General features: G+C 46.8%; 13 protein-coding genes. 10 read left to right on the top strand and 3 right to left on the bottom strand.

Going from position 1 to position 24902, the window contains the following annotated elements:
• The first annotated feature begins 118 nt into the window (after positions 1-118).
• The 5 genes from MKY99_RS25260 (at position 119) to MKY99_RS25240 (ending at position 12592) form a co-directional block, all read left to right on the top strand.
• The gene (locus tag MKY99_RS25260) at positions 119-1624 is read left to right on the top strand and encodes a PLP-dependent aminotransferase family protein (RefSeq protein ID WP_339266997.1); all 1506 of its coding nucleotides are present in this window, start codon (positions 119-121) and stop codon (positions 1622-1624) included.
• Positions 1625-1856: 232 nt separating this feature from the next.
• Positions 1857-2642, top strand: coding sequence for an AraC family transcriptional regulator (locus MKY99_RS25255; protein WP_042191520.1), 786 nt, complete (start codon positions 1857-1859; stop codon positions 2640-2642).
• Between the two features lie 471 nt (positions 2643-3113).
• On the top strand, positions 3114-3857 hold the full coding sequence (gpmA, locus tag MKY99_RS25250) for a 2,3-diphosphoglycerate-dependent phosphoglycerate mutase (RefSeq protein ID WP_042191518.1): 744 nt from the start codon (positions 3114-3116) through the stop codon (positions 3855-3857).
• Positions 3858-4075: 218 nt separating this feature from the next.
• The gene (locus MKY99_RS25245) at positions 4076-5071 is read left to right on the top strand and encodes an ABC transporter substrate-binding protein (RefSeq protein ID WP_339266994.1); all 996 of its coding nucleotides are present in this window, start codon (positions 4076-4078) and stop codon (positions 5069-5071) included.
• Positions 5072-5725: 654 nt separating this feature from the next.
• Positions 5726-12592 carry a glycoside hydrolase family 3 N-terminal domain-containing protein gene (locus tag MKY99_RS25240; protein ID WP_339266992.1) on the top strand — a complete coding sequence of 2289 codons (6867 nt, stop codon included), beginning with the start codon at positions 5726-5728 and terminating at the stop codon, positions 12590-12592.
• 73 nt (positions 12593-12665) lie between these two features.
• On the opposite strand, the gene asd is transcribed toward MKY99_RS25240, so the two are convergent.
• Both asd and MKY99_RS25230 read right to left on the bottom strand, forming a co-directional pair.
• Entirely contained in the window at positions 12666-13457 is a 792-nt protein-coding gene (gene asd / locus MKY99_RS25235) for an archaetidylserine decarboxylase (RefSeq protein WP_042191516.1), read from the bottom strand.
• Positions 13458-13543: 86 nt separating this feature from the next.
• Positions 13544-14638 carry a YheC/YheD family protein gene (locus tag MKY99_RS25230; protein WP_339266990.1) on the bottom strand — a complete coding sequence of 365 codons (1095 nt, stop codon included), beginning with the start codon at positions 14636-14638 and terminating at the stop codon, positions 13544-13546.
• A gap of 239 nt (positions 14639-14877) precedes the next feature.
• On the opposite strand from MKY99_RS25230, the gene MKY99_RS25225 reads away from it, so the two are divergent.
• The 5 genes from MKY99_RS25225 (at position 14878) to MKY99_RS25205 (ending at position 23832) form a co-directional block, all read left to right on the top strand.
• The gene (locus MKY99_RS25225; protein WP_339266988.1) at positions 14878-20289 is read left to right on the top strand and encodes a WIAG-tail domain; all 5412 of its coding nucleotides are present in this window, start codon (positions 14878-14880) and stop codon (positions 20287-20289) included.
• 207 nt (positions 20290-20496) lie between these two features.
• Positions 20497-21339, top strand: coding sequence for a glycosyltransferase (locus MKY99_RS25220; RefSeq protein ID WP_339266986.1), 843 nt, complete (start codon positions 20497-20499; stop codon positions 21337-21339).
• Positions 21336-22319 carry a glycosyltransferase gene (locus MKY99_RS25215; protein WP_143764120.1) on the top strand — a complete coding sequence of 328 codons (984 nt, stop codon included), beginning with the start codon at positions 21336-21338 and terminating at the stop codon, positions 22317-22319. The genes MKY99_RS25220 and MKY99_RS25215 overlap by 4 nt, the downstream gene beginning before the upstream one ends.
• Positions 22316-23053 carry a glycosyltransferase family 2 protein gene (locus tag MKY99_RS25210; protein WP_339266983.1) on the top strand — a complete coding sequence of 246 codons (738 nt, stop codon included), beginning with the start codon at positions 22316-22318 and terminating at the stop codon, positions 23051-23053. The genes MKY99_RS25215 and MKY99_RS25210 overlap by 4 nt, the downstream gene beginning before the upstream one ends.
• A gap of 47 nt (positions 23054-23100) precedes the next feature.
• The gene (locus MKY99_RS25205) at positions 23101-23832 is read left to right on the top strand and encodes a sugar phosphate nucleotidyltransferase (protein ID WP_042191506.1); all 732 of its coding nucleotides are present in this window, start codon (positions 23101-23103) and stop codon (positions 23830-23832) included.
• A gap of 178 nt (positions 23833-24010) precedes the next feature.
• On the opposite strand, the gene MKY99_RS25200 is transcribed toward MKY99_RS25205, so the two are convergent.
• On the bottom strand, positions 24011-24889 hold the full coding sequence (locus tag MKY99_RS25200; protein ID WP_042194468.1) for an AraC family transcriptional regulator: 879 nt from the start codon (positions 24887-24889) through the stop codon (positions 24011-24013).
• Positions 24890-24902: the final 13 nt, after the last annotated feature.

Below are 24902 nucleotides of genomic sequence, written 5' to 3'. Positions count from 1 at the left end.
GTGTAGAGCATTTGCTCCGATGTAGATGTTCTTTCAAGAATAGTAGAGTAGTTGACAATTAAAAAGGACCAATTAAGATAGTTTTTAATGGACCACTTGCTGGCCAAGGAGGGAAACAATGAATATTACGCTGGCATTCGATCAATATCTGGCGATACACCGCTACAAATATTTAGCGTTATATCATGCACTTCGCGCTGGAATATTGGAGGGAATTCTCCCGGGTGGCACTCAGCTGCCGTCTACACGAAGTCTGGCTATGCACTATGACTTGTCGCGCGGATCGGTCTCGCAGGTGTATGAAATGTTGCTCGCTGATGGTTATGTAAGGACGGTGACTGGACGGGGGACATTCGTATCAAAAGATAGCTTTGTTTCAGCTTCTGGAGATAATAAGCGTGAAAATGTGACTTTGGGTGAGGTGGCAGATGCTGCTGGGGGAGGCTCTGCATCTGAGAGAACGATCCCACTTTCGGCATGGGGAGAACGACTGCTCACGCGCCCGACACCCTTGTATGAGCAGCGTAGCAAGAATGTTGTAAGCTTCCTTAGCGGCGGTATGCGGATGGAGCACTTTCCTTACGCCGAATGGCGCAGTGCGCTAACGTATGCTGGAGGGAAAGAAGGCGGTATGCTGCAAAGAACTTGTCCTCCCGAAGGAGATGAAGGGCTTCGCAAAGCTATCGCTGCGCATCTGCGGATTACCCGCGGGATTCGTGCGGATGTAGAGCATATCGTATTGTTTAGCGGTTCGATGCAAGGCATCGTTATTTTGACCCAGCTGCTGCTGGATGCAGGGGGCGAAGCGGTTGTCGAGGATCCGGGTTTCCATGGGATTCGCCGAGCGGTAGAGATCAATGGGGGACGATTGCTGGTAGGAAAGCTGGATGATAGCGGTCTAATTCCGGAGGATTGGGATGCGCGTCTGTTGTTTGTTACACCAAGTCGCCAATTTCCTACAGGTGTGGTGCTCCCTTTGGAACGGAGGCGTATCTTGCTGGAATGGGCGCAGCGACATGAAGCGGTAATCATTGAAGATGATTATGACAGTGAGTTTCGGTGGTCAGGACGTCCAATCGAGCCATTAAAAGCGCTAGATCGCGGAGAACGGGTCGTGTATATTGGCTCCTTCTCAAACACGATGTTCTCTGGCCTTCGGCTTGGCTTTGCAGTGCTTCCACCCTCTCTGGTAAAACCGACGATCGCCGCCAAGGCGCTATATGAGCCTTTACCAGTCGGACTGCTGGAACAGCGGGCATTGGCACGGTTTATGAATACCGGCGGCTATGGCCGTCATCTGCGTCGGATGACCCGCATTTATGGTGAACGCGGTCGCATCCTTAGGACGATGCTGTCGGAACAGCTTAATGTGCTGTTTGAGCTGCTGCCTGGCGATGCGGGGCTGCAAGTATATGCGCGGTGGCTACGCAGTAGAGAAGAGTTCGTGGCATTCCGGGCGGCAGCGCACAGGCGCGGCACGGATTTCAGAGATGTGGCGTTATATCAAGTCTCGCCGGGGGAGCCAGCCGCATGTTTTGCTTTTGCTCATCTGAATGCTGTGGAGCTGGAGGAAGGAATAAAGCGCCTGCTTTTGGCGTGGGAAGATGTACAAACTGCAACATGACAAGGTATGATGGTGGGGATGGGAAGCAAAACGAAGTGAATGCTAACGATGCAAGTTTTGCGGAGTAACTCAAGTAGATTATGCTAACAAAACAAGGTGAATGCTTACGAAGTGAGTTTTGCGGAGTAACTCAAGCAGATTATGCTAACAAAACAATGTGAAAGCTTACGAAGCGAGTTTTGCGGAGTAACTCAAGTAGATTATGCTAACAAAACTTTTAGGAGGGAACGTTATGCTGCACGCATCGCCATCCTCTTTTGTTATATTACCTGCCTTGGCGAAGATTGTGTGCGAACCAAGCTGGAAATGGCAAAAAAGAGAGAAGTCGCTGCAAAATTATGATTTATTCTATGTATGGAGCGGGGAAGGGACGGTTATACGTAACGGGGAACCCTTCCAAGTGGGCAAGGGGAGCTGCTTCTTGTTCCGTCCGGGTGACCATACAAGCGCTACTCATAATCCGCAAAGACCACTTGTCCTTACATATATTCATTTTGATGTCACCGGAGAGGTGACGGATGTTCCGCTGCCCTATCGGGTACTTGCAGAAACCGTTGAATTTGAGCATCTGCTTGCTCGTTACGTCCGGCTGTTCCTAGTGGATACGTACGCGGCTGAGGAAGAAGGGCAGCTTGTTCTAAAGCAACTAATGATTCATCTGCTTAGGGAGGACCGAGTGAAGCCTGTAGAACGTTATGCTAGCAACCATTTAACAGAGATTATTCACGAAATAGCGAATTATGTGAGCCAACATCCCGGGATTTCGCATCGCGTAGAGGATCTTGCTGCACGTGCAGGGCTGTCGCCTCGGTATTTCTCAATTAAGTTTAAGGAGCTTACTGGCTCTTCCGTTCAATCTTATGTCATTCGAGCTCGGATTGAGCGTGCTCAGCATTTGCTGCTCTACGCTGGGATGAATGTTACTGAGGTAGCGGATGCACTTGGATACCGTGACATTTTCTTTTTCAGCCGTCAGTTCAAGCAGTATACCGGAAAAAGTCCATCTGAGATCCGCTGATTTGCATTCGTTGTTTCAGTTATTTCATCCAAGGGTAAATACTTTGCAGTTTAGTTTACAGAGAATTTACATAACTTCTTGGAAGGGGAGACGCATGGGATGATGATCAGACGCCGAATCTGCAACACCGATTGTAAAAGTGGAGGCGCAGGGCTTTTTAGAAACCGTTTGAGAAGATTAAAACAATCGAGTGCTTTTGCCATAGATAGCTGGTTCTAAACTGAGCAGGTATACAATCGCTGGATATGACCAAAGACTTTAAATAACCGGGGCCAACAGGCTTCCGGTTTTTTTGAAATATAAGAATGTGTATTTGATACAATAGAATAAATCTCCTGTGAGGGTAATTTTGCATTCTGTTGCATATCTTACATTCAATTGCCCAAAAAACGCCCATACTAGAGATTATCACGGTGATCTATTGCATGATGGAACAGAGTTCGAGAGCATATAGGTGGGAGGAGAGATAAAATGTACGAAATCGTACTGATACGTCATGGTGAAAGCCAGTACAATGTGCAGAATTTGTTTACGGGTTGGAGTGATCCGGATTTAACCGAAAAGGGTATTCAAGAGGCTAAGGCTGCTGGCAAGCTTTTGAAGGATGAAGGGTATACATTTGATCTAGCTTTTGCATCGGTACTCAAACGATCGATCAAAACACTCAACTATGTTCTCGATGAAATGGATCTGCTGTGGATTCCTGTGCAAAAGTCCTGGAAGCTGAATGAACGGCATTATGGTGCACTTCAGGGACTTAGTAAAAGTGAAACGGCGATAAAATACGGTGAAGAACAATTGCATCTCTGGCGACGGAGTTTATCGGTTCGGCCTCCACTGCTTGAGCTTAATGATCCTCGGTATGCCAGAAATGATATTCGTTATAGCAGTATTCGTCCGGAGGATATTCCGCGAGGCGAGAGTCTGGAAGATACTGTTCATCGTGTAGGTGATTTCTGGAGAAACCGCATCGTTCCCCTTGTACGTAAAAAGGAACGGGTGCTCATTTCAGCCCATGGCAATACACTGCGAGCGTTGATCAAATTTATGGAGGATATTGATGAGGCAGCACTGCTGGAGCTCAATATTCCTACAGGAGTACCACTCGTGTACAAACTGGATGAGGACATTAATCCAATCAGCCGCTTTTATTTAGGAGATCCGGAACAGGTTGCGGCCAAGGCGCGTGATGTTGCTAAGCAAGGACATGTGTAATAGGCGTAACAGATATAAAGAGCATATAATGACTTGAAAAGATTAAGGGACAGCCATGGGGCTGTCCTTTTATTTCTAGTGTGTAGTAGGTGTCCAAAAGGTACATGCAGTAGATGTTAACGCATTCTCCATTGCCAAGATTAGAATAATATTATATAGTTGCATTGATAATGATTATCAATATCATTATATATTATGTCGATTGGAGTGAATTTATTTTGTTTAAATCTCCAAAAACTTATCTATTGCTTGTGTTTACTTTGGTTATAACGTTACTGCTAACAGCTTGCGGACAAGCCCTTGAGCATAACACCTCCTCAGTAGATGGGACAGAGAGTGCTGTATCTTCATCAAACAGCAATGACTCATCCAGCGAAGTGGACATGGTTACATATCAAGCAAGTAACGGAGATATTCAAGTACCCAGACATCCGAAACGGATTATCGATTTAACCTCCTTCGACACTGGATACTTCTTGGCGTTAGGAATCAAACCGGTTGGTGTTATGAATGGTGTCTTAAACAGTCCCTACTTTGAAGGAATGCTGGAAGGCGTTCAAGGCCTTGGAGATGAACCATCTCTTGAACACATTTTAGAGCTGAACCCTGATCTTATTGTTGTATTCTCCGGAATGGAAGGACTCGACAAGCTGGCCGAAATAGCGCCAGTAGTAGCCATTCAATACGGTGCAAAAACTATCAGAGATCAAATGCTTGATTTCGGTACATTAACGGGGAAAGAAGCCGAAGCTAAAGCTTGGGTGGAACAATGGAACAAAAAAATCAAAGAATTGAAGCCTCAGGTGTTAGCAGCTGTAGGTGACAAAACAGTTTCGATCCTAAATCCGTTTTCCGGTGGTCTATTCGTATTCGGTCACAGCTACGGGCGTGGTGGAGAAATTATTTATAATGAATTTGGTCTGAAAGCACCTCCTGAAGCGCAGAAAGAAGCTATAGACAGTGGCACTGGTTGGGCAACAATCTCCCTTGAGAAGCTGCCTCAATTTGCTGGAGATATTGTATTCACATGCCCATGGGCTGGCGATACGAGTGATCCGAAAATCGTCTATGACAACCCCTTATGGAAGCATCTTCCTGCCGTAAAAACAGGCAACGTATTCCAACTGGACCCAACCGCTGATACATATAGTGATCCCGTTACGCTTGAAGCGCAGTTAAATTACATTACTGAGAGTCTTTTATCTGCAAAATAATTCTACTTCAACGAAAGTCCACGAACTTGCATTTGGTTTTTATAGCAGGGAGAATCGGCATTGAGCGATGCTGATTCTCCCTGCTATTTTTAATGTAGCTGTTTTATAATGGGCCCATCTTAACTTCGGTTTATAAGTTTAGCTATCGGCCGAGTGAGTCTTTTTAGTTATTTTGAAAAACTTGAATTCTGTGATACATGAGTATATTCAATAAATCTATGAGGATTTTCTATGTTAGGATGATATTTCTGATGATAGTATTCAATGTAAGTTTAAAAAGTAAAGGAGGAATTAATGAACATTTTCGCACGTTTTAATTTGTAAGTATGAGTTAGGAGAATTATGCGAAAAATCTAAACCGGTTTAGATTTAATCAGTAACACACTTGATGCTTACTCCACAGCGGCTAGCGCTCTTAGAGAATAACTCCTTCCTGAAAGTAAAATCATCCTATCGGTTTATGAATCGAACGTTTATGCATTAGAAATTTTTAATTGAAAACTCGCTCTTTACGATGACCCATTATCCTAAGCTGTACCTTAATCGAAAGGAATGGTGATAAGTATGAGGAAAAATTGTAATCGCTTACTTAAAATATTATTCTGCTGCATTCTGATAACCTCAATCATAACGCCTAGTACCAGTTCTCCCGTTTTGGCTAAGGTTCTCCCGGGATTAGCGGATGTGTCCAGAGAAGTGGCCGCTGAAGGTATTGTGTTGCTGCAAAATCCGGAGTATAAACCAGCAGGATCACAAGTAAATGAGAATGAACAAGTGCTCCCTATCAAGATGAGTGAAAATGTATCGGTATTTGGCCGCATACAAGCGCATTATTACAAGTCAGGCACAGGATCTGGCGGTGCGGTAAGAGTAGATTATGTGAATGGGATTCTGGAAGGTCTTCGGAACAATCCCAGTCTCAAGTTAAATGAAGATCTGGCGAAGGTTTATGCCGAATGGATCAAAAAGAATCCTTTCAACAATGGCGGTGGTGGCTGGGCAGCAGAGCCATGGTCACAGGCAGAAATGCCTTTAACCGATGAAATTGTGGATGCAGCAAAAGCAAAAACGGATACAGCTGTGGTCATCATCGGCAGAACAGCCGGTGAAGATAAGGATAATACGGACGTCAAGGGTGCCTATAAGCTGACAGATCTTGAAGTTGATATGCTTAACCGGGTCTATGCCAAATTCGACCGAGTGGCCATCGTATTGAACGTAGCCAACGTTATCGATATGTCATGGGCTAAAAACTATCCCAAAGCTGCTATTTTGTATACATGGCAAGGGGGGATGGAAGGGGGAAGTGCAGTAGCCGATGTGCTGACCGGAGACGTTACGCCAAGCGGTAAATTGAGCGATACGATTGCAGCTACACTTGCTGACTATCCTTCTACTGCACATTTTGGCAGCAAAACTGAGAATTCTTATAGTGAGGATATTTATGTGGGTTATCGGTATTTTGAGACCTTTGCTCCAGATAAGGTGCTCTATCCATTTGGTTACGGGCTGTCCTATACCAATTTCAAGATCACTACTGACAATGTCACTGCTGGTGAGAATGAGGTTGCGGTGACTGTAACTGTTCAGAATACAGGTAAGGTGGAAGGCAAAGAAGTTGTACAGATTTATTACGGTGCACCACAAGGTAAACTTGGTAAACCGGTCAAGGAGCTTGCTGCTTTTGCTAAGACCCGGCTGCTACAGCCTGGGGAAGCACAGTCAATCACCATCACATATGACACCAAAGATATGGCTTCATATGATGACAGCGGGATTACAGGTCATGATTCATCTTATGTCCTAGAAGCTGGTGACTATAATATTTATGTAGGCAACAGTGTAAGTGACAGCGTAAAGCAAGGAGTATACAGTCTTAATGCTTTGAAGGTTGTAGAAACCTTGCAGGAAGCGCTCGCGCCTACTAAGGAATTTGATCGGATTAAACCAGGTCAGCCGAATGGAAATGGTACTTTTACCACTGTTACTGAAAAGGTACCGATAAGAACTACCAACTTGGATGAGAGAATCAAGCAGAATCTCCCTGCGTCCATTCCACAAACTGGGGACAAGGGTTATACCCTATTGGATGTATACAATCAAAAAGTGACTATGGACCAGTTCATCGCACAATTGTCTAACAACGATCTAGGGGCCATTATTTTAGGGGAAGGGATGTCCAGCCCTAAAGTTACTGCTGGTACCGCTGCCGCCTTTGGTGGTGTCACTAAAAATCTACTGAAATTCGGACTCCCTATCGACAGTGCGGCGGACGGCCCTTCAGGCATCCGGATGGAGACCAATGCAGAGAAGGCTACTAGTATCCCGAACGGGACGATGCTTGCTTGTACGTGGAACACGGAGCTCAATGAAAGATTATTCGATCTTCTCGGCAAAGAAATGTTGATTAACAATATTGATACGCTGCTAGGACCGGGAATCAATATCCACAGAAGTCCCCTGAACGGGAGAAACTTCGAGTATTTTTCGGAGGATCCGTTACTGACAGGCATCATGGCTGCTGCACAGACAAGGGGGCTTCAGAAGAACGGTACGGCACCAACGATTAAGCATTTCGCTGCGAACAATCAGGAAACGGATAGACATCTTGTGAATGCACTTGTCTCTGAAAGAGCGCTGCGCGAGATTTATTTGAAAGGTTATGAAATGGCTGTGAAGAGTGGAAAGGCGCGTTCAGTGATGACGTCCTATGGACCGGTAAACGGTACTTGGGCTTCCAGTAACTATGATCTGAATACCACCATCCTTCGCGGAGAATGGGGCTTTGACGGGATTGTCATGACAGACTGGTGGGCGAAGATGAGTGAGGACCAGGGCTTCTATGCCACTACCAATCGTTATGATGAAACCAACGGCAAAGCCATGGTCCGTGCCCAAAATGACCTTTACATGGTAATTCCGAACGATTATGCAGAAACGCATAAGAATCGGAATAACAGTACCTTTAATACGATGACATCGCTTGCTAACGGCAGTCTGACCTTAGGAGAATTGCAGCGTTCTGCTAAAAATATCACGAGCTTCTTGATGCAATCTCCAGCCTTTGCAAGAACGGCAAAGATTGACTACGTAGTCAATTACACGCCGGGAAAAGATTGGTTCCGGGTGAATACGGACAAATCGGGTGATCCGCAGCTCTCCGAGATTACGGTAGGCGGCAAAAAGATCAAAATATTTAATCCATTGAAACTCGACTATAAGGCCTTTGGGGAAACGACTGAAAAAAGCAGTTACCCTGAAGTCAGAGCTACGGCGACAGCCGGTGTAGAGGTAAGTGTACGACAAGCCGATAAAGATAGACCGGCTGCTGTAATTACTGCTTCGGCCGGAGGAGAGAAACGGATCTACAAGGTTATCTTCACTTCGGAGGAAGGCTTGGAACCGATTTTTGAGAATCCGACCTATGCTTATTTAAAGAACATCTCGATTGATGGTAAGCCGCTTGAGGGCTTTGCGCAGACCAGGTTCAGTTATGATGTAGGTCTCGGTAACGGGGCTGCTTTACCTAAAGTTACGTTTGAATCGAATGATGGTGTAAAAGCGACAGCCAACGTAGATCTCATCAATAAAAGAGTGACGATCAAATGTATCAGCTCCGATCAGGCGAATTCCTATGTGATACAGTTTGGTACGACACCACAGAGCGATGAGTTCGACACTACGAGTCTAAGCAACTTCTGGACGATTAATAAAGAGACTGCTACCAATACAGAAAACAACAAAAATTGGTCTTTGAGCACTGCTCCCGGCAATTTGAGAATCATCGCTGAAAGAGGGGACTTCTGGAGTGATCATGCAGATTTGAAGAACTATTTCCAGCAGGAAGCCTTCGGCAACTGGGAAGCAACCGTAAAAATTAATATGAGCAAAGCGCCAAATCAAAATTATAACGGCGTCGGCATCACGGCTTCACAGGATAACAATAACTATATCTGGGTGAAGTATGAATACAGTAGCGGCAAGATCATTGGCATGACTAAAGAAACCGGAGGCACGGAGCCTGTTACCATCGGACAACTGTCTGCCAGTCAGCTCACCAGTATTTTTGGAGAAAAGAAAGAGCTGTATTTACGGCTGAAAAAAATAGGTAACAGCTATTCCGGTTATGTCAGCGCTGACGGCAAGGAATATATTTCACTAGGCAGTACAACTGCGAATTATGCCAATCCGAAGTTTGGGTTACTTGCATCCAACGGAAGTCAGACTCTTACAGATCCATTTATTGTTGATTTTGATTATGTCAGAATCAATAGTGATGTAGCTTTGGCAGTAAAGAAGATAGGGAAAAATACTAAATTGAAGGTAGCTGAAACGGAATTTGCCTCCATTACTCCAATAATCACGCCGGTAAGCAGTAATGATGTAGACGGCGGATTATGCTACACCAACACAAGCAAAGGTGAAGCCATTTCCTATAAGGTAAATGTGGAGAAAGAAGGCATGTACAAAGTCACATCACGAATTCGTTCCAGTCAATCGGATGTCGCCCAAATGTCCTTTGGCGTCTATGATGGCGATAAGCTAATGGGAACCTTTGACCTCACCACGACTAAAGGGGTATGGAAAACCTTCAGAATCCCTGATATTCAGCTGTCGGCGGGTGAGCATACCCTTAGAATTGTATTTGAGAGTGCTGGTATTGACCTGAACTGGTTAACCTTCCAGCTGAAGCAGGACAATGTAGACACATCGGCGTTAGAAGCGGATATCAAGGCTGCTCAAAATATCGATATGAATGCATACACAGCTTACAAAAAGCTCAAATTCAACGCTGTGCTGGATGAGGTTAAGGCTGTTCTTGCTGAGCCGATTAACGATGAGGTTGTTGCAGAAGCCATAGCTTCCTTGAAAGCGGCTATAACAGATTTGAGCATATCGTCTATGCCAATCAATATTGCTCCGAGAGAAACACTGAAAGTAGAGAGCGGTATTAGAATCTATCCTTATAATGCACCATGGATTTATGCAACGAATACCCAGTTCAGATTCGAAAGTGGTACGGACGCCATGAGTTATGTCAATTCTAATGACCTTGTTTATTTCGGTCAGGTTGACTTGACTAATCTTGTGGAAGTAAGAGTGCAGTATGCCCGTGAAGGCGGATCGTCTCCATCTTTTAAATTCTATACAGAGGCTGACAATACGGGTAAACCAGTTAAAAGAGCTATTACACAAGGAAGAGCATACGCTGATGCTTACAGCGGCGGAGGTTCTTTTGAACTTGGTAATGAATTTGCAAGTATTAGTTTTGCACAGAAAGCAGGCGCTGCTTGGGGGAATTATGGCATGGCAAGCACCAAACAAACGCCTGGAAATTCTTACATTGATCATTATTTGACAGCGGAAACCTTCCTAGACAGAACCAAAGTGACTGGAAAACAAAATGTGTATATGATTTTTAACGGATTAAATGCAAATTTACAATATGTTGAACTCATTTATGCTGATCCGATTGAAGTCACCTTCGATCAGAATTATCTGGACTCACCGGCTCCTACCAAAGTAACCGCATTTAAAGGTGAAGCAATAAGCACCTTACCTCGGGTACCGGAACGTGAAGGCTACATTTTTGCTGGCTGGTTTGATAATAAAGAAGGGACCGGTAATGCATTAACCGTAGACACGGTAATGAACATAAGCACGGTGTATTATGCCAAATGGACAGAAGATACCCATGCTAAAGAAATTATATCGATTGTTCAGCCGCAACTGCTGAGTGTGCCGTTCGGAACTGCTGCAGGAGAATTGAATTTACCAGCTACAGTGGAAGCTACATTGGGCAACAAAAGGGTAATTCACTTGCCTGTACAATGGGATAGTAAAGATTTCAACGGTGGAAAAGCGGGGAGTTATACGCTGGCAGGTAGCTTTGAGCTTCCTGAGGGGGTATTGAATAGTACCCATCAAACTGTTTCTATTACAGTGGTTGTACTGCCAGAAGGCACTAAACCTATCCAGATTACTAAAGTTGAGAAGCTGGAGGGCAAAAATGTTGAATTTGGCACCGCTTTTGATAAGTTGGAATTGCCGTCTTCAGCTACAGTAACGCTTGATACGTATGAGCAGAAGGAACTTGTTGTTAAATGGAGCCCTGCTGGTTATAAAGGCAATGTGGAAGGATCATACGTGCTGATCGGTACTATGGTATTAGAAGAAGGAATGATCAACCCTAATGATCTGAAAGCTTCCATCACCATTCAGGTAATGCCCGAAGTGATTCGTGTCGCTGAGATTGTCACAGTGCAGGATTTGGAAAGTAAGAGCGTTCCATTCGGCACTCCATTTAATGGATTGAAGCTACCATCATCGGTCATAGCTACTTTGAACAACGGTGAGATAAAGGCGATATCCATCGATTGGAATAGTGAAGGCTACAATAGCGATAAGCAAGGAGCTTATACCCTGAAAGGAGCGCTAGTACCTCTGGAAGGTGTCAGCAATCCCAAAGACCTGAAGGCATCCATTACGATCGAAGTACTACCGGAGGTCATTACGATACCAGAAATCACGGCAGTGCAAGCACTAGCAAGTAAAAGCGTTGCTTATGGTACCAGTTTTGACGCACTGGAGCTACCAGCTTCAGTATCAGTAACCCTGAATACCGGGATGAATAAGGTCGTTTCTGTTCAGTGGAACAAGGAAGGCTATAAGGGTAATACGGAAGGAACGTACACCATCAAGGGGGATCTTGTCTTCCCTGAGGGTATAGCTAATCCACTTGGCCTGAAGGTACAGATCTCTGTGATCGTTAAACCTTACAGCGGTGGAGCTGGTGGTCAACCAAGTACACCAACACCGACTACCCCAGCGGTACCTTCAGTACCATCGATTCCTGGAGAAGTCGTAAAACCTGGAGAACAGCAGCCTCAGTCTCCGATAACAGATGGAAAAACGAAGACACCGGAGCTAATCAGACAAGAGCTTAAGAATAAGTTTAAAGATGCTACTCTAATTCCTAGCTGGGCAGAATCTGCGATTGCAGCGCTGGTGGAGAGAAATATTATCGGCGGACGCACAGACGGAAGCTTTGATCCAAGTGGGAAGGTAAACCGTGCCGAGTTTGTTGCCATGGTAGTAAAAAGCTTCAACTTCAGCATGGGCGAGAATCAAAAGCAGTTTACTGACGTTCTGAAAGATGCTTGGTATCAAAACTATGTTGAGATTGGGACTTCTAATCAACTGATCAATGGTATCGGTAATGGTATGTTTGCTCCTAATAGCAGCATTAGCCGTCAGGACCTGTGTGTAATTCTATTTAATGCATTGAAGAAACTGAATGTTGAATTGCCGCAAGCGACTAACCATGACTTCCCAGATGATGCTTCTATTGCGGGTTATGCTAAAGAAGCGGTCTATGCCTTCAAAGATCTTGGTATAGTAAATGGAGGCAGCGGTGGAAAAATGGATCCGACAGCTTCGGCCTCAAGAGCTGAAGCAGCTGTGATCATCAACAATGTACTGGATTACTATGCTAGCGTAACAAGCTCTAAAGTGAAATAAACAAAACAAGGGTATCCCGGCGCCGATTTTCAATCGGTTAAGGATACCCTTATTTTGTTATATCGTAGCTTTACTAAAGCGGCCGATGTAGCGTCCCCAGCAATTCCCCCATCTTTACCTTCGTGTTGACCTCAAGCTTGGGTCTCGGGGTAAAAGTACCGCTCTCCATAAGCAGTACTACAGTGGAGCCGAACTCGAAATAGGCTAGATCATCGCCGATTTGCCACTCGGTAGCGTTAGCATCCGTATACCCGATGCTGCTGACGTTCATCGCGCCTACCTTTACTACTGCGGTTTCTCCGTAGTCTCCGGCGATATACGTGATAAGACGTTCATTGCGATTCAGTACGCCCTTCATATGCCGCATGCCGAAATCGTTGACAGGATAGGCTCGTCCACGAATATGATCACTCTCAACCTTATGTCCAGTAAGGGGAGAGTGAATCCGGTGATAATCCGTAGGACTTAGATAAAGGACGAAGAAAAAACCTCTCTTGTATAGCTCCAGATGCGGAGAATGATTTAGTAGATCCTCGATCTTATAATCCTGCCCTTTTACATTCATAATCGTACCAGAGGAAATGTCACCCATAGCAGTAATCATTGCATCTACGGGACTAACTAAAGCGTCAGCATCGGTTGCAATAGGCCGCATGCCAGGCTTCAGCCGGCGGCTGAAAAACTCATTAAGAGTGAGATATTCTCCAGGATTCTTCTCCGCTTGGGCGGAGGGGATTTGATAAGTCTTAATAAATACCGGGATTAGAAAACGGCTGAGTCTACTATGAGAAAAAGACCCCATTAACCGTGAAAGCCATCGGTGCGAGGATAGCTCGGTCATTAGCCGCAGCAATTGTTTTACCATGCCCATCTCCCTTCCATAATACAGCAGTACGGTCGTATGTGGCCGCCTTCTGCTCTGCATTATATTGACATAGAATAGGAGACAAATCAATAACTGTTATATATGAGGCTGTTCTTTTCTAGTAAAAAACGTGCGTATCCCATAGGTCTTCGGTAACTCTCCTTCCAAATCTCCGTAAGGCCGGCTTTGTGAAATCCATAGCGTTGGTCGCGGCCATTGCATTCTATGAAGAAGATGCGACCATCCTTTGTAATGCCTATATCCAGTCCGATATCGGCCAGCCCTGGAAGGTCTTGTTCGAGACAACGAGCTATAACAAGGCTAAGTGTTTCGACAGCCATACGGATATGGGCCGCTATTCCTCTAGAGAAGGCTTTTTCCAGCGCAAAGGAAGAGCTTAACGCTTCTCCTCCACGGGCTATATTAGAGACAAACCCCCCAGGGGGTGCTAGTTTAGCAAAGAGACCGGTAACCTGCCAATCGCCTCCCCAGCCGCGTTGAACGGTGACGCGTAAATCAAAGGGACGTCCTCCAATCTCAGCAAGGGGAATACGCTCCTGCACGAGATAAGGGACAGAGGCAAGGCGTGCCCGGAGCATTTTTGGCAGCGCCCCCTGATATACGGGAGTGCTTATCCAGCGCCGCATGGAGGGGGAGAGATAATTTAAGCTCCAGCGCTGAGGCCCTTTACGAACCAGTCGCATGACCCCATTCCCAATGCTTCCACGGCAAGGTTTAAGAATAAGATCGGGGTAACGATTCATCATTTGTTTGAGTCCAGATACGCCAGTTGTTGCTGGCAAAACCTCACGCAGCTCTTCATGCTGCTCAAGCAGTTCATGGATATCATCCTTGCCGTATCGATTGCAAGTATTGTACACCAAAGGATGGTTCCGCAGCAGACGTTGCATTCCTGGGCTATTCTGGCTGTATATGGCTCGGTTATGGATGACAGTTGGCGTAGGAACTACTACGCTTTTATATCCATGAGATCCCTTTATATAGGCGGCGCTGAAGCCTGAGTCTGTATCGATGTCCGCGAGCTTCAGAAAGCAGGGAACTAGGCCGTATGCAGCGGCCGCCTCTTCATAGTTGGATAGAGACTCCTGTCCTGTTTTTAGCCGGGGAACGCCCCGGTGCATATCGGCATTTAGTAGTATTCCAACGAGCTTATGCCCCATGTTTGTTCCTCCTGTTTCTTCGGTCACGTGATTCCCGCTTTTACTACTCTTGTCATTGTATGTTTGTACCCGCATGTCAGGGTGGACGAATGCGCGGCGGCAGAAGCCTTTTTTTAAATATAAGAAAGTATAAATTTCATCAGAATCTTATTAAGGGCTTATCGCAAAAGGGTGTCATCAGCCCATACCGCTGCATATGATGCCTAGGAGAAACAATAGATGGAAGGAGGAGACTGCTTGTGAGGGGTTCCAAAAAAAAGCAGCCGCGCAGTCCACAAAAACGACTCTACTATGTAGATAATCCCAATATAAAGGAACTGAGCATGCTGGAAAGCAAAGGCAGTTCTAAGGATTCGGGGAGCAGCAATGACGGAGTCAGTAAAGCAGAGCTCGCTGATGTTCAGGTAAGTGGAGGAGCAATCGCTGAAGTCGTTCAAGAGGAATCAATTTTCGTACCAGTTCTGCAACCAGAGCCAGAGCCAGAGCCTATAGTGGAAGAGCAGCTTCAGAAACAGGCAGATAATCTTCCTGAGACGATTTGGTTCGCTCCTGAAAAAGAGCGGTTCCAGCCCGTTTATACAGATGATCTATCGGATGCAGCAGTTACAGGAGCTAAAATCGCTCCACGTACCATTGACGGTTCTAAGCTGAAGTTCGGCATTATTGGTACACCATGGTTGCAAGATTACGCTGTACAGAGCATCAATATCGCGGACAAGGCAGTTACTTCTTCGAAAATCGCGCCTGAATCCATTGTGGGTGAACATTTAGCTGAAGGAAGCGTAAGTGGCGGTAAACTGCTGGATCATTCCATCAGTGGAGAGAAGCTGAAGAACGGTAGTATTAGTCCAGAGAAGCTGGCTGATCGGATTATCGGCGGCGGTCAAATTGCGGATAAATCAATTGAGAGCCGTCATTTGAGCGATCTGATTATTACGGCTGATCTACTGGAAGATGGAGCGGTTACTGGTGAGAAAATAGGAAGCAGCAGCATCACAGGCCGCCACATCGCAAACGGGAGTATAGACCGTTCCAAGCTAGCTGATGCAGCGGTATCTGGCGATATAATAGCCGATGGTGAAATCAGCAGCTCCAAACTGGCTGATGCTGTGATTGAGGGTCGCCATCTTAGCGATGCTTTGATAACCGCTAGACATTTGGCTCCGGGAGCGATTGGACCAGGGCAGCTTGCCAGCAAGCTGATCGGCAAGGAGCAGCTCCAGTCGGGTGTAATCGAAGGCACACATGTAGCGGATGGTGCTATTGGTTCCAAGCAGCTAGGTGCAGAAGTAGTGAGAAGCATCCATTTAAGTGCAGAAAGCGTACACGGTTCCCATATCAGCGACGGGGAAATAACGAGTCGCCATCTAGCTGACCGAAGTATCTCCTTTTTAAAGCTAACAGAGGGTGCGGTAGGTACTGCACAGCTGGTTGAGCAAGCGGTCACCTCATCGAAAATCGCTGATCAAAGCATACTCGCACATAAGCTAGCAGATGAAGCTGTAACCACCAGACATATTGCCAAATCCGCCATACGCGGACCGCAAATTGCTATGCAAGCTGTTTCCTCTAATCATCTGGAACGTGAGGCTGTGAACCACTCCCATTTAGCTTCGGAAGCGGTAGGCTCGGAGCAGCTTATGGATGAAGCTGTTCATACGGAACATCTATCCTCTGGTGCTGTTACTGGAGAAAAGCTGGCCTCAGAGTCTGTGGGTGCGGAGCACCTGCGTCCACAGAGCGTTACTTCCGCCAAGTTAGCGGACGGAGTGGTGAGCTCGGCTAAACTAGCAGCAGGATCGGTCATTGGAAGTACGATTGCTCGTGAAGTGGTAAGTGGTGAGCATATCGCTTTTTGTGCAGTGGAGGAGAAACATCTAGCAGATGCCAGCGTGAGCGGTCGTGCCTTGCAGGATGCTGTAGTGGATAAAGATCATCTTGCCACTGGAGCTGTGGAACGGAGACATCTCGGAGAAAATAGTGTGACTACTGCTGCGATTCAGTCCGGCTCGGTTTCGGGAGATAAGCTGGCTTCTGCTGCGGTGAGAGAGATTCATTTGGCCGCTGGGGCAGTGCAGCCACATCATCTGGCAGATCATGTGGTGACATCGTTAAAGCTGTCCCCGGAAAGTGTATCGACGGATAAGATTAGTGATTTATCGGTCACATCGGCTAAGCTTGCTGATGGAAGTGTGGATTCCAGTAAATTAGCAGTGTCGGCAGTTCAGGCAGAGCATTTATCTGTGAATGCAGTTCATTCAAAATCCATTAGCGATAGTGCGGTTCAGAGCAGACATATGAATCCGGGAAGTATCGGCGGGGCGCATATCCGGCCGTTGTCCATCGGAAATGGTCATATCATTCCTAATTCCATCTCTTCGATTCAAATACAGGAGGGCAGTATTAGCGGGTCTAAGCTGGCCAAAGGGGCTGTGGATTCCCAGCATCTTTCACCGGGCAGTGTAGACGGAAGCCATCTATGCATGGATACGATTGAAGGACGTCATATCGGGCATGGTGAGATCAAGCTGGCTCATCTAGCTGAAGATGCACGTAGCTCCGACTTGCTGCCAGAGGGCAGTATTACCGGGGAGAAGCTGGCGGAAGAATCCGTAGATTCTATTCATCTTGTACCTGCAAGTGTAGACGGAACTCATCTGAGACTGGGTGCAGTAGAAGGTCGTCACATTCAGCATGGTGAGATCACACTAGCTCATTTGGCAGAAGAAACGTTTAGCTCTGAGCTATTGCCTGACGGTAGTATTACCGGCAAGAAGCTCGCTGAGGAATCCGTAGGTTCTATTCATCTCGTGGCTGGAAGTGTAGAGGGCAGTCATCTGAGAGCGGATATAGTGAAGGGACGTCATATTGGGCACGGTGAAATCACCTTAGCTCATCTAGCCAAAGATGCACGTAGTGCAGACTTACTCCCAGATGCCAGTATTACTAGAGAAAAGCTAGCGGACGAATCTGTGAATTCAAGTCATCTAATACCTGGAAGTGTGAATGGCAGTCATCTGGGTCCAGATACAATAGAAGGACGTCATATCGGGTACGGTGAAATCACCTTAGCACATCTAGCCAAAGATGCACGTAGCGCAGACTTGCTTCCAGATGGCAGTATTACCAGAGAAAAGCTGGCGAGAGAATCTGTAAATTCAAATCATTTAATACCTGGAAGTGTGGATGGCAGTCATCTGAGTCCGGATGTAGTGGAAGGCCGTCATATCCGAAATGGTGAGATTACGTTAGATCATTTGGCAAAAGAAACGCGCAGCTCTGAATTGTTACCCGACGGTAGTATCACCAGTGAGAAGCTGGCAGTAGAATCCGTAGATTCAAATCATCTAATACCAGGAAGTGTAGATGGCAGTCATTTGAGTCCGGACGCAGTGGAAGGCCGTCATATCCGAAATGGTGAGATTACGTTAGCTCATTTGGCAAAAGAAACACGTAGCTCTGAATTGCTGCCGGACGGTAGCATTACCGGTGAGAAGCTGGCAGAAGAATCCGTAGATTCAAATCATCTAGTACCAGGAAGTGTAGATGGCAGTCATTTGAGTCCAGACGCAGTGGAAGGCCGTCATATCCGAAATGGTGAGATTACGTTAGCTCATTTGGCAAAAGACACACGTAGCTCTGAATTGCTGCCGGACGGTAGCATTACCGGTGAGAAGCTGGCAGAAGAATCCGTAGATTCAAACCATCTGGCACCAGGAAGTGTAGGGAGTAGTCATCTGAGTTCGGGTTCAGTAGAAGGCCATCATATCGGGTATGGTGAAATTACAATGGCTCATCTAGCACCAGAGACACGCAGCTCAGAATTACTGCCGGACGGCAGCATTACTGGTGAGAAGCTGGCAGAAGAATCCGTAGATTCAAACCATCTGGCACCAGGAAGTGTAGATGGCAGTCATTTGAGCTCAGGTGCAGTAGAACGACGTCATATCGGGTACGGTGAGATTACCCTGGCTCATCTAGCACCAGAAACACGCAGCTCCGATTTCCTGCCGGATGGTAGCATTACCGGTGAGAAGCTAGCAGAAGAATCCGTAGATTCAAACCATCTGGCACCAGGAAGTGTAGAGGGCAGTCATTTGAGCTCAGGTGCAGTAGAACGACGTCATATCGGGTACGGTGAGATTACCCTGGCTCATCTAGCACCAGAAACACGCAGCTCCGATTTCCTGCCAGATGGTAGCATTACGGGTGAGAAGCTGGCAGAAGAATCCGTAGATTCTGTTCATCTTGTACCAGAAAGTGTGGATGGTAGTCATCTGAGCCCGGGTACAGTAGAAGGACGTCATATCGCATACGGTGAAATTAAGCTAGCTCATCTGTCAGAAGAGGTTCGTAGTTCTGATCTGCTGCCGGACGGTAGCCTTACCGGAGAGAAGTTGGCAAAAGCATCCGTAGATTCAAATCATCTTGTGCCTGGAAGTGTAAATGGAAGTCATCTGAGTCCAAGTACAGTAAAAGGCCGTCATATCCGGCACGGAGAGATTACTCTGGCTCATCTGTCAGAAGAGGTTCGTAGTTCTGATCTGCTGCCAGATGGTAGCATTCCTGGTAAGAAGCTGGAGGGTGGATCCATTCATGCTTTCCATCTGGCCCCAGGCAGCGTGTATGGGGGGCATTTAGCGGGGGATACGATAGATAGCCGTCATCTGCGATCTGGGTGTATCACCTTGAAGCATCTGTCAGAAGAGGTGCACAGCTCCGATCTGTTGCCGGATGGCAGCATAACAGGTGGAAAGATTGAAGGCGGAACTATCCAATCATTCCATTTGGCCCCAGGTAGCGTCTTTGGTGGGCATTTGGTAGAGGAAGCGGTGGATGGTCACCACATTCGATCAGACAGCATCACCTTGAGGCATTTGTCAGAAGAGGTCCGCAGTTCCGATCTATTGCCGCAAGGCAGTATTACTGAAGAAAAGTTAGCCGAAGGCTCAGTGAATGCTTTACATTTGCAGTCGTGGAGTGTGTACGGAGAGCATCTGGCTGACAAAATCGTAGAGGATCGGCACTTGCAGCCTGGTATCATCAAATTGGAGCATCTCGCAGATGAAACTCGCACCTCAGCGCTGCTTCCGGATGCAAGCATCGATGGAGCCAAGCTGAAGGCAGACAGTATTGATTCCGTTCATCTGATTGAGGGTAGTGTAGGCACGAAAGAGCTGCAGGACGAAGCGGTGGTTGCTTCGAAGATCTCTTCATTTTCTATTCAAGCGCGTCATCTAGAGGAAGAGAGCGTTCAAGATTATCATATTGCCCCCGGCGCAGTAAATGGGTTCCATTTGGCACCGAGTTCTGTGAATGCTGAGCATCTATCCTTCAGTCCGATTCAGACTGCAGGTAAGCGAGAAGCGCTTCAGCAGTTTGGAATGACAGCATTCATGTTCAATGGGGATGCTGAGAGTGTGGAAGTGACCGTATCGTTCGATGAGAACTTTGGTCATACCGGTTATGTGCTCGTCGCCATGACGAATCAACCTTACTTCTATGCTTCCTTAAAGAGCAGAGCCAATGGAGATGCAGTGATACAAGTGGTGCGCTTGCGCGAAACTCCGCATTTCTATGGGGTCATCTCTTGGATTGCTATCGGCGCTCCATTAGCCAGACCGGCAGTGGATGATCGTGTGTTTGATTAATTCGCAATGATGATGTACAAAATGCTAAGCGCAGCCGATGGCTGCGCTTTTTGTTGTGTTGTCCTCCTAGCAATTAAGAGGGTGAGTACATTTGTCCTGTTTTCCACATGACAGGAGACAAAGGCCGTTACCCTGTTCGGCGTAGTACATAAACTGTGATGTAACCCTCAGCCTGACGAATAGGCTCTGTAAGGAAGGTGGATGAGCATGAAGCCCAAACGTACTTCTGCCCGCCGCAAGGGACGGCGGGTCTCTCGGATCAAGCGGCGGACTTCGCGTCCGGTGCGGCAAGTCGCTGCAGTCCCTACTGTTAACCATCCAAATCCCTATGTTTCGGTTATTATTCCGGCCATGAATGAAGCGAAGACCATTGCGGGAGTGATAGCCGGAGCTAGAGGGGTCCATCCGCGCTGCGAGGTTATTGTAGTCGTCAACGGATCAGCCGATCAAACGGCAGAAATTGCCCTTTCGCTTGGTGCGCATGTTATTTCCTATGAGTTACCGCTTGGACACGACGCTGGCCGTAGTGTCGGAGCAGAGGCAGCTAAGGGAGAGGTTCTCTTGTTTACAGATGGGGATTTAGTGATTCCTGCCTCGGGGCTACGTCCTTTCGTCACCGCTGTTAGCGGTGGCGCAGACATAGCGCTTAATGATTATTCCGGACCAGTACGGAGACTTTCGCCCCATCCGGTGGTGCTGTCCAAACATGCACTTAATATTTTGCTTGGCCGTCCGGATCTAAAAGGATGTTCGATGACGGCCGTTCCGCACGCAATCAGCCGAAGAGCACTTGAAATCTTAGGGAGTCAATCATTATCTCGTCCCCCTCTGGCACATGCTCAGGCAGTTCTGAATGGTTTACGTGTGGTAGCTGCTCACAAAGTACATGTAGGGAAACTGAATGCGGTCAGACGTAAAGAAGATGGCACAGATCCTTTGCAGCAGTTGATTACAGCAGATCATATGGAGGCTGTATCCCTCTTGCTTGAACACCGGGGAAACAGGGCGGGGTTCACCGACGGAGCCCGGCGCAGAGAGATGGTGAGATGATGGTTGCTCTGTTACAAGTGTCTGGTAGCTCTGCCGTTCGACGAGGAACAGCAACTCGTACGGTAAAGAAACGTTCAGCATCTAGTCAGGCCAAAACAACACTGGCACCCCGCCAAAGGGTAGCGAATCGTTCGGTAAAAAGAGGCATCCCTACCGCTCGGCCACCGATTCTGTCTCGGCAATCCAAGGTAGGTCGCGAGGTGCTGAATTTACCGAGCTTACGTGGGACCTTGTCAGTTATTATCTCCGCGCGTAACGAGGAGCAGACCTTGGGACGTCTGCTGCAACAGGTATCGCGGCTGGGACCTACTGAAATTATCGTCGTGCTTAACGGTTGCAGCGATAGCAGCTTTCCCATTTCCAGACAACATCGTCAAGCAATAGTTGTGCATTGTCCGGAGTCAGTTGGACATGATGTAGGGCGGGCTATTGGTGCGAAGTTGAGTCGAGGAGATATTCTGCTCTTCCTGGACGGAGATATGGTTATCCCTGCATCTCAGCTCGGATTATTCACAGCTGCTGTAGATGGTGGAATTGACGTGGCTCTTAATGACTTGGATCCACTGATGCCTTCTTTTGGATTATGCGATGATGTTACTCGCAGCAAGCTGTTTCTGAATTATGCTCTTGGACGGTACGATCTCGGAGTTAGCTCTATGACGGCTGTCCCTCACGCGCTGTCCCGGAGAGCACTTGAGACTATAGGCTACCGTGAATTAATAGTTCCTCCTAAAGCCCAAGCTCGTTCTGTATTAGAGAAGCTAAGGGTGGAGAAAGTTGGAACGGTGAATGTGATTAAGCATAATCGGCTGCGCCAAGCGAACATAGGCGCTGGAAATGCTGTGGAGAAACTGATCATAGGGGATCACGCAGAGGCTCTCCTTGAGGTGCTTTCCCGTCGAGATGATGGGGGCCTACTTAATAGCGAAACGCAGCGTGAATACCGCAGACAAGTAGCCGCTTGGAGGAACCGGATATGACGATGACTAGTATTATTATTCCGACCTACAACGCGTTGCCACTGCTGCGGTCCTGTGTGGAATCGATACGTGCTTATACTCCACTGCCTTACGAGATCATCGTTGTAGATAATGCTTCATCAGATGGAACGGATGCCTATTGCCGCGCGAATCGTATAACGTTTATTTCGTTGCCTGAGAATCGAGGCTTTCCATCCGCCTGCAATTTGGGTCTACTGCTAGCATCAGGGGATGAATTGTTACTGCTGAATAATGATGTGGTGGTTTCCCATAGATGGTTAACTAATCTGAAGAGATCGCTATATAGTGCTCCTGAAGTTGGTATTGTTGGGCCAGTGACAAACTATGCGAGTGGACGTCAACAGGTGAAGACTGATTATGAAAGTCTGTTAGATTTTCATAAGGCTGCAGAGATAACTAACCGTTCCAATCCTCAAAAATGGTTGGAGACTAACCGTTTGGTAGGATTATGTTTTTTATTCAAAAGAGAGCTACTTACTTCCGTAGGTCTGTTGGATGAGAGGTACTCACCTGGACATTACGAGGATGATGACTATTGTTATCGCGCCAGGCTAAAGGGATACCGATTGCTCATCGCAGGGGATTGCCTTGTACACCATGAAGGAAGTGCGAGCTTCAAGCAGGTATACCACACCGGGCTACAGGAGCTGGTGGAACGAAATCGTAAGCTCTTTATGAACAAATGGAATGTGGATCCAACGAGTTTCATATAAAGTGCAGATCCGAAGGCAAAGGACTTAGATAAAGAGGAGGAAAGTAAGTGAAAGGAGTCATACTGGCGGGCGGAACTGGATCCAGACTTCAACCGCTGACCCGGCTTATGAACAAACATTTGCTTCCGGTCGGCAAATATCCTATGGTCTGTTACGGCATAGATCGGCTTCGCCGGGGAGGGATTACCGACATTCTTCTGGTCATCAGCAAGCAATCTGCTGGTCTGTATACGGATTTTTTAGGCAGCGGTGCAGCATTTGGTGTATCTCTGACTTATAAGATTCAGGAAGCTGCTGGAGGCATTGCAGAGGCTCTCGATTTAGCAGAAGGATTCATTTTCCCTGGGGAACGGTTTGTCGTATTGCTTGGTGATAATCTGTTTATGGATGATCTGACGCCTTACGTGGAGAGCTATCTCCGGCAGCCTGAAGGTACAGCGAAGGTATTGCTGAAGCCGGTGGACGACGCACGTAGATACGGTGTTCCCGTGTTCGATAGTCAAGATTCCGCATGGATTGCTTATATCGAAGAGAAACCTGAGCATCCCAAGACCAAATTTTGCGTAACAGGTATTTATATGTACGATGAAGCTGTGTTTGACATCATCCGCCAAGTATCCCCTTCCAAGAGGGGGGAACTGGAGATTACCGATGTAAATAATATATATGCTGCTAACCGCAGGCTCAGCTATGATGTTCTCAAGGATTGGTGGAGCGATGCGGGGACGTTCCAGTCTCTGCGGGAGGCGGGAGAGAAGCTGAAGGATGCACTGCCATAAGTGGCAGCGGTAACGTGGAGTGTCCGGCCTTGGGTCGGGCACTCCTTCTTTATAAACTATAAGAAAGTATATCTTTCACCATACTTTGCTTATATTTCTACGAGAAACGGGGGTCGTCCTTATGGACGGCTCCCGTTTTTTCTTGATTGGCGCAGCAGTCCGGACGAAGGACCTGATCTCAAGCTTGCGTAGAGATATTATCTTCATCAACCCGGTTCTGTTTGCGGTATTTGAGCGGTGAGGTTCCGGTCATGGTTTTAAATACTCTTCCAAAATGGGTCAGGTTACCAAATCCTGCACGCTCAGCGATTTCCGAAACGGTTAATTTGGAGTCCTGCAGCAGAGAGCGGGCTTCTTTCAGGCGGGTGTTATTTACATATTCGCTGAAAGTAAAACCGGTTGTGTCCTTGAACGTTCGGCTTAAATGGGAGGTGCTTATGGAGAACCTGTCCGATATGTATTCCAGAGACAGAGGCTCAGCGAAGTTACCGTTGATGAAATGGATGATTTGGGAAATTTTCTTATGGGTCCGGTTCGTTTCTACAAAATGCTCGTTTTGATCCGGAAGCTTTTTTCGTTGGATGAAGATCAGCAGCTCCATCAACAGGATTTTCCGATAGTAGTCGAAATTTGGAGGTCTCTTGGTGTCTTCATGAATCAATTTGCTAAAAAGATTCTCGACAAAGATCTGGTCGTTGCCGCTTAACTTGATCGCATTTGATCTGGAGTGAAAGCAGGAGAAGAGGTCGCATGGAAGAGGGCTGTCCGCAAAAAAGTCGCGAAGGAACTCCCTTTTAAACAATAAAGTAACTCTTTCGTACATCGTACCATTTACATTAATCAGTCTGTGCAGGTCATTAGCGTTAATGAACAATAAAACCCCGCTGACGATTTGAAAGGTTCGGTCTTCTATAAAATAGTACAGCTCTCCAGACACTAAGTAGAGAATTTCATAAGCATCGTGATAATGATTTGAAGGCATACTTGAGACATTTTTTTTCTCTCGGCTAATGTGAAAGGGATCAGACTTATAGAAGTTGATTTCCAGGGGTGTCATCTCCAATCCGGCG

The sequence above is a fragment of the Paenibacillus sp. FSL R5-0470 genome, from assembly GCF_037975205.1.
Taxonomy (GTDB): Bacteria; Bacillota; Bacilli; order Paenibacillales; family Paenibacillaceae; genus Paenibacillus_AQ.
Note: the sequence above shows the minus strand (reverse complement) of the source record. Positions and strands in the feature narration are given on the sequence as shown.

Excerpts from the sequence above, each read along its gene's own strand:
- gpmA (WP_042191518.1), top strand. The coding sequence starts at position 3,114 with ATGTACGAAATCGTACTGATACGTCATGGTGAAAGCCAGTACAATGTG.
- MKY99_RS25215 (WP_143764120.1), top strand. The coding sequence starts at position 21,336 with ATGATGGTTGCTCTGTTACAAGTGTCTGGTAGCTCTGCCGTTCGACGA.
- asd (WP_042191516.1), bottom strand. The coding sequence starts at position 13,457 with ATGGTAAAACAATTGCTGCGGCTAATGACCGAGCTATCCTCGCACCGA.
- MKY99_RS25220 (WP_339266986.1), top strand. The coding sequence starts at position 20,497 with ATGAAGCCCAAACGTACTTCTGCCCGCCGCAAGGGACGGCGGGTCTCT.
- MKY99_RS25200 (WP_042194468.1), bottom strand. The coding sequence starts at position 24,889 with ATGACACCCCTGGAAATCAACTTCTATAAGTCTGATCCCTTTCACATT.
- MKY99_RS25230 (WP_339266990.1), bottom strand. The coding sequence starts at position 14,638 with ATGGGGCATAAGCTCGTTGGAATACTACTAAATGCCGATATGCACCGG.
- MKY99_RS25260 (WP_339266997.1), top strand. The coding sequence starts at position 119 with ATGAATATTACGCTGGCATTCGATCAATATCTGGCGATACACCGCTAC.
- MKY99_RS25255 (WP_042191520.1), top strand. The coding sequence starts at position 1,857 with ATGCTGCACGCATCGCCATCCTCTTTTGTTATATTACCTGCCTTGGCG.
- MKY99_RS25210 (WP_339266983.1), top strand. The coding sequence starts at position 22,316 with ATGACGATGACTAGTATTATTATTCCGACCTACAACGCGTTGCCACTG.